Raw genomic sequence first — 4,832 nt, 5'->3', positions numbered from 1 at the left:
CCTTCACAGAATGCCGTATATGCGGTAGCTTCCATCGTCAACGTTTTGGCTACCTCTTCACCAGAAGAATCGTCAGATCCAGAAGCTTGGACTTCATTAGCTTCTGACTGTTCTTCGTTGTTTTCTTCTGCTTGATCGTCTGTTTCACCGTTAATTGTAAGAGTCTGATCCGGGAAGATCAGGTGAGATGATAAATCGTTTGCGTCTATAAGCTGTTCCACGGAAACTCCATTGTCCTGGCCAATGCCCCAAAGGGTGTCTCCTTTATCTACGACTACTTCACTTGCACTTGCGGTAATGGTTGTTGTGCCTATAATTGCAAAAGTTGCTGCTATTGAAAGAATGGATTTTTTCATGGTAATTGCCTCCTTATTTGCTAAACAGATGATCGCCTCTGTTTAAAATCACATCTCCTACCTTAACACCTCATCGTTTTATCTCAATAACAGGATGACAACAATCAGTTATCAGATATTACATTTGTTTCACATACATGTAATATTTACCACCATAATAAAAAGACTCCGTCCCTGCGGGGTCTCGCCTAGCTCCTTCTCCCGTGGGAGTCTCGTCGTTTCCTTCGCAGCCCCAACGATATCTAGTGAACGGATCCTGCTATAGGAGACAGGAGCCAAACTGCATCTGCCTCAAATGCTTCTATAACAGGGTTCCTACACGTAAACAACCATTAAAACTCAGGGTGGATTATAACCCTTGTTTATTGGAAGGTGTTTATTCAGAAAATTTCGAGCTCTCCATGATCGCAAAGGGGCGGAAGGGAACGGCGAAGACTCCTGCGGGATGAACATGATCGGTGAGATCCCGGAAGGCGAAGCCTGAGGAAGCTCAGCACAGGGGATGTTCGACTAAGATCGCCACGTCCTGTGGCAACGTCGAACGACCCTGCGTTGTGCAGGGCCGGAAAGCGAGTCGTTCCCCGCAGGACCTTCACAGTAACTCGATATCTCGAAATCGAGTCTTACACAATCCTGCACTTTAGTTCAATAATCTACTTCCGAAAAGTTCAACAATAACGGTTAACAGAGTCTGTTATTAAAGGATCTGTTTGAGATCCACGTTATTTTTTCAGTTATAATACCCATTGTGTAAGGCTTTATTTCGAAACGACTTTAGCAGGGAATGTTAAATTCAGATTAGTCTTTGATGGAGAAGGGAAAAGGTAAGGAAACACATTATAATGGATCAATTGGAACGAAGGAGGTTACAGAGGTGTGGGAAGAGATACTTACATCAAATAGTTATTATGATTTCGATTATACATTGCAGAGATGGTCATATGACCCTTTAAATAAGTTGGATCAAGAGGAGCGGTGGGTAGATGTTCCTGTGAAGCTGAAGAACGGTTCCCATGTAGTCCGAGTACAGGCCCAAGGTACCACTGCCCGTCCATCCTTTAGTATTTCCAGTGAAGATGAAGAGGCTAAAGAAGCATTGATTCAGCACGTACGTGACTTATTTCAATGGGATCGTAATCTTGAAAAGGTGCAAAGCCACTTTCATAATACCAACCTGGAAGATTTATTTTCAACTTATCCGGGCACACCTATCGTTAAGGACTTTCATTTGTACGACTCCTTAGTTAAAGTCATTATACATCAGCAATTAAATATGAAATTTGCTCATACGCTGAGCACTCGATTTGTCGAACGACTGGGGTACCAAAAGGACGGCGTTTGGTTTTATCCAGAACCTGAAACCGTTGCTGAAGTCCCTTACGAACATCTGAGAGAACTTCAATTCAGCCAGAGGAAGGCTGAATACGTGATCGATGCCTCCCGTAAAATAGTTGAAGGTGAGTTAGATCTGGAGTGGTTAGCCCGTCAGGCAGACGAAGAGGTAATGAAGCATCTTGTTAAAATTAGAGGTATTGGCCCGTGGACAGCTGAAAATTGGTTGATGTTCGGGGTGGGAAGAGAAAATCTACTTCCTAAAGCAGATATCGGTATACAAAATGCGCTAAAATCCTATTTTAAATTGGAAGATAAGCCCTCCAAAGAACAGATGGAATCGTTCAGTGAAAGCTGGCCTCCTTATCAAAGCTACGCTTCTCTAACTTTATGGAGAAGTATTGAATAATAAATAAAGTAGAATAAAGTCATAATATCAATTTTAATTAAATAAAATGTAAAGATAATAAAATCCTGAAATTTAAGAATAATTGTTTGAAAATATTCAAAATTTTCCTTTGATGCGTTATAATAATACACGTATTGGAAAATCTTGAACGGTAAAGGAAAAGAGGTCTTAATATTGGTGATAAGAGAGAGGTATTCTGACCAAGTCCATAGTAATGAAATTCTGGATGTCCTTAGTATGAATGGCACACCTGCCTGCTTGCTCGATTTGCGTCTTCAGAAGGTTATACTCAATCCTGAGATGCAAAGGACATTTGATCTGGAAGATGTTGAGTTATCATTCACCGAATGGCTTCAATCCTTCCCTTCATCCAGTCAAAATACTTTGCAGCGTGTTTTACACCAGTTATTAACAGAAGGACTACGTGACATATCCCTGCAGGTGAACAACGGGAACACCTTACGACCATGGGATTGTAAAATGGTTCATTTAACTAACGGTCAGATTGCGTTTTCTTTAAAAGAGAGAGTTAGAACTGAGAAGCTTAACCCAGAAGGTTCTTTTCGTGTGGCCAAGGAAGATGAACAGGTGTACCCTGAGAGACCTTTTAAAGGCACTTTAGCTGAAAGACAGAAAAAAAAGAGCATCCGTTATTCAACTTCTAAGAATTCACAGTTGAAACATCGAATGACCCATCTGGTAGATAAGTTTCCTCACGGGTTAGCTATTATCAGCCACAATTGGGAGATCAACTATGCCAATCAGAAGATGGAAGAAATCACCGGCATTTCTTTTGAACAAAATTGTAATCGTAAGTTATGGGATGTTTATCCTATCAATGAATATTATAATTTTTTTCAGCATTATTTAAGGGCAATGGAAACCCAGGAGACGTGTGAATTCGAAGGCTTCATTCAAAGGACAAATACGATGGTGCTGATGACAGTCCATCCAACAGAGCTTGGAATAACAGTTTTTGCCCAGGATATCACTCAATATAAAAAGCAGCTTCAAGCTTTAAAAGATTCAGAGGAACGATTTGCATTACTTGCTAACAATATTAAAGATGTCTTTTGGATTTGTGATCCTCAGTTTAATGAAATCCATTATATCAGTCCTTCTTTCCAAAATTTATTTGGAATCTCCCGCCGTGAAGCTTTTTCGAACCCTTCCATTATCCTACGCGTGATTAATGAGGCGGATCATTCAAAAGTCGAAGAGTCTATGAAGATGATGCGCACCACAAAGGATCAAGTAGAATATCGGGTGAAAAGCAGTAATGGCGAAGAGAAATGGATACGGACTAGAGGGTTTCCGGTAGAAAATAACGGAACCGATTACGTGATAGGAATTCATGAGGACGTAACTGAGTTTAAAGAAATGGAGCAGTTGAAAGAAAAATCCCAGCAGCTTTCTACTATTACTCAAATGTCAGCTGGAATTGCTCATGAGATTAAAAATCCTTTGACGGCAATAAAAGGATTCCTGCAAATTGGAGCGGCTAATCCAGAATTAAGGGATAATTATCAAGATATTATTCTGGATGAAGTGAACCGGATTGAAGCAATTGTGCAAGATTTCATGATGTTGTCCAAACCAAAATCATCTATCCAATTAGAACAAGTAGCTCCAGCACATATTGTTTCTTACGTCATTCGTTTACTAGAACAGGAAGCGAAGGATAAAGGTGTGAAGCTTGTATTTCATCAGAAAGGCTTAGATGAAGAAATCGATACGGAACCAAAGCGTCTGAATCAAATCCTCATCAATTTAATTAAAAACGCAATTGATGTGATGGATGGCGGGAAAGTAGTGATCGATGCGGAGTTATCGAGTCATGAACTAACGATTTCCGTTAGTGATGAAGGTCCTGGCTTGACCCCTCAGGAACTGGCCAAAATCGGGGAGCCATTCTTTACTACCAAAGAAAAAGGAACAGGGTTAGGTGTTATGGTTACTAAGAAAATCGTATCTGATCTTAATGGCACGATGTCGTATGAAAGTCAAAAGGGAGAAGGAACGACGGTAACCGTTAGATTGCCTAAATAAAATAATCATTAAAAGAATTGACCTCGTCCTGAACCACTGCATATTTATGCAGTGGTTTATTTTATTGGTGGCTTTTTCTTTCTTTTTTATATCGGGCTGAAACTCTTAATTGTAAATATAAAGTCAGGAAATTTGACTTAGATATAAAGAGCAGAAGGTAAGATTGAAAAAGTAAAAATTGTGAATATTTCAGCTTCAATCGCTTACATAAAATAAAATATTTTTTTACAATCAAAGCTGTTTACAAACGCAAAAAAGGGCTCTATAATCCCGATTGTACTATTCATTCGTTCGACAATATTTTTCAATATTTTAAATAAAGGAGGCTTACTGATGCTTAAAAAAATATGGTCCTTTCTAATGATGAATATAGGTGCTTTATGCGTAGCGGTTAATGTTCACTTTTTCCTTTCCCCAAACGATTTAGCGACCGGGGGAGTCAGTGGTTTATCAATCGTTTTGAATAAAGTTATCCCTGATCTATCTTTAGGAATGATAATGATCTGCTTAAATATCGTTCTGTTTATTGTTGGTTTTATATTCTTAGGTTTTCAATTTGGAGCGAAAACCATCTATGCTAGCTTTGCTCTATCTTTCATGGTTTGGGGACTGGAAACCTATGTTCCAATGCAGGAAGCGTTGAGCAATGACTTACTGATTCAACTAATTATTGGTCAAATTATTGC

General features: G+C 39.3%; 4 protein-coding genes. 3 read left to right on the top strand and 1 reads right to left on the bottom strand.

Translation table 11 applies throughout. The annotated features are described in order from the left end of the window. The coding region (locus WAM07_RS04930) for a LysM peptidoglycan-binding domain-containing protein (RefSeq protein ID WP_422165279.1) at positions 1-356 on the bottom strand (356 nt) is incomplete at its 3' end. 874 nt (positions 357-1,230) lie between these two features. Here WAM07_RS04930 and WAM07_RS04925 point away from each other — a divergent pair. The 3 genes from WAM07_RS04925 to WAM07_RS04915 form a co-directional block, all read left to right on the top strand. Continuing rightward, positions 1,231-2,097: a DNA-3-methyladenine glycosylase family protein gene (locus WAM07_RS04925; protein ID WP_422165278.1), complete on the top strand. Its 867-nt coding sequence runs from the start codon at positions 1,231-1,233 to the stop codon at positions 2,095-2,097. 177 nt (positions 2,098-2,274) lie between these two features. Beyond that, entirely contained in the window at positions 2,275-4,146 is a 1,872-nt protein-coding gene (locus WAM07_RS04920; protein ID WP_422165280.1) for an ATP-binding protein, read from the top strand. Positions 4,147-4,479: 333 nt separating this feature from the next. Next, positions 4,480-4,832, top strand: a 353-nt coding sequence (locus tag WAM07_RS04915; protein ID WP_422165276.1) for a YitT family protein, incomplete at its 3' end; no start/stop codon positions are given.

The organism is Halobacillus sp., from assembly GCF_049282395.1.
Lineage (GTDB): Bacteria > Bacillota > Bacilli > Bacillales > Halobacillaceae > Halobacillus.
Note: the sequence above shows the minus strand (reverse complement) of the source record. Positions and strands in the feature narration are given on the sequence as shown.